The organism is Candidatus Woesearchaeota archaeon, from assembly GCA_003694805.1.
In the GTDB taxonomy this organism is placed as follows: Archaea; Nanobdellota; Nanobdellia; order Woesearchaeales; family J110; genus J110.
The window spans coordinates 1-1,099 of record RFJU01000074.1; the positions used below are offsets into that span (position 1 = coordinate 1).

The 1,099-nt window shown below is 49.0% G+C and carries 2 protein-coding genes; both read right to left on the reverse strand.

Features of this window, described 5'->3' with window-relative positions; translation table 11 throughout:
- Positions 1 to 75 precede the first annotated feature (75 nt).
- Positions 76 to 621 (reverse strand): hypothetical protein, encoded by a 546-nt coding sequence (locus tag D6783_02835; GenBank protein RME53147.1) that lies wholly within the window; start codon positions 619 to 621, stop codon positions 76 to 78.
- Positions 622 to 632: 11 nt separating this feature from the next.
- Positions 633 to 986 carry a hypothetical protein gene (locus D6783_02840; protein RME53148.1) on the reverse strand — a complete coding sequence of 118 codons (354 nt, stop codon included), beginning with the start codon at positions 984 to 986 and terminating at the stop codon, positions 633 to 635.
- Between the last annotated feature and the right edge of the window lie 113 nt (positions 987 to 1,099).

Genomic DNA, 1,099 nt, shown 5'->3' on the forward strand with positions numbered 1-1,099 from the left:
AGTTTGGTCATAACGCAAATGCTTACTGGGAAACTCCTCGTGAGCTTTGCGTAACACGTCGCCAAAAGACACTAGTTACTCTTTCTTTGTTAGCTTGTCCTTAAGCGCCGACAAACTCTGCATAGCTCCGGTAATGCTACCTATCACGGGACCAAGCCGAGAGTCAGCCTTGAACTTGGCAGAAAAACCACCAAGATAATGCGAAACCACCGCGAGCAGCACGTCTGCGGTTAGGCGAACACCTTTGCCGCCTGAGAAGTCAAGAGCAAGCTCATTACCTTCGTCGTCCGTGATCTTGAAGTGTTTCTTTTCGCCAGTCTCAGGATCAGCGTACGCGACGACACGAAGCCGACTACTTTCGTCACTCACGTACTTATGCTGAGTGACTACTTCCTCGACAGTTTCCGCTTCATCGGGTGCGACGTCTTCAGGGACGCCCTGACCTTCCTCTTCAGCGGGTGCGACGTCTTCAGGGACGCCCTGACCTTCCTCTTCGTTGACAGTTTCCGCCTCAGAGGGCGCAACGTCTTCAGGGACGCCCTGACCTTCCTCTTCAGCGGGCGCAACGTCTTCATTGCTAGCTTTACTTGCTTTTGATTTTTTGGTTTTTTTCTTTGACATTTGGTTATCCTTTAAATAAACCTAAGGGATGGGTTCCATTCTTCTTTAACATCAATACCAAGCAGGCGTTGTAGTTCGCCTACCAACTGCTCATCAGCCTGAATACGTTTACCGAGTTCAGAGGCTGTGATTATTTCATCTAACGCTGTCTGCTTGTCTATACCGAGACGTTCACAGCTGTAGACCTTTCCATGTCCGTGTTTTGGATACTCTACTAGAGAGCCTAGGACTTCCTTTGCTTTATTTTTAGCCGCAGCGGACTGCCCCATATACTCCTGCAGAACACCTACAAGCGCGGCATCCCAGTCGAACTCATCACGTTGAATACCGTTATCGTCTACGGTTTCATAGTATGGTACGACCACCGTACGAGGGGCCGGACCGAGTGAATTATGGTAAGTTCGACATCTTAGGTTATGACCTTGCTTACCGGCTCGGTCAATCTTACCTATTTTTCGGATACGTATGTCTATACTAC

Coding starts and splice junctions, on each gene's coding strand:
- D6783_02835 (RME53147.1), bottom strand. CDS start 621: ATGTCAAAGAAAAAAACCAAAAAATCAAAAGCAAGTAAAGCTAGCAAT.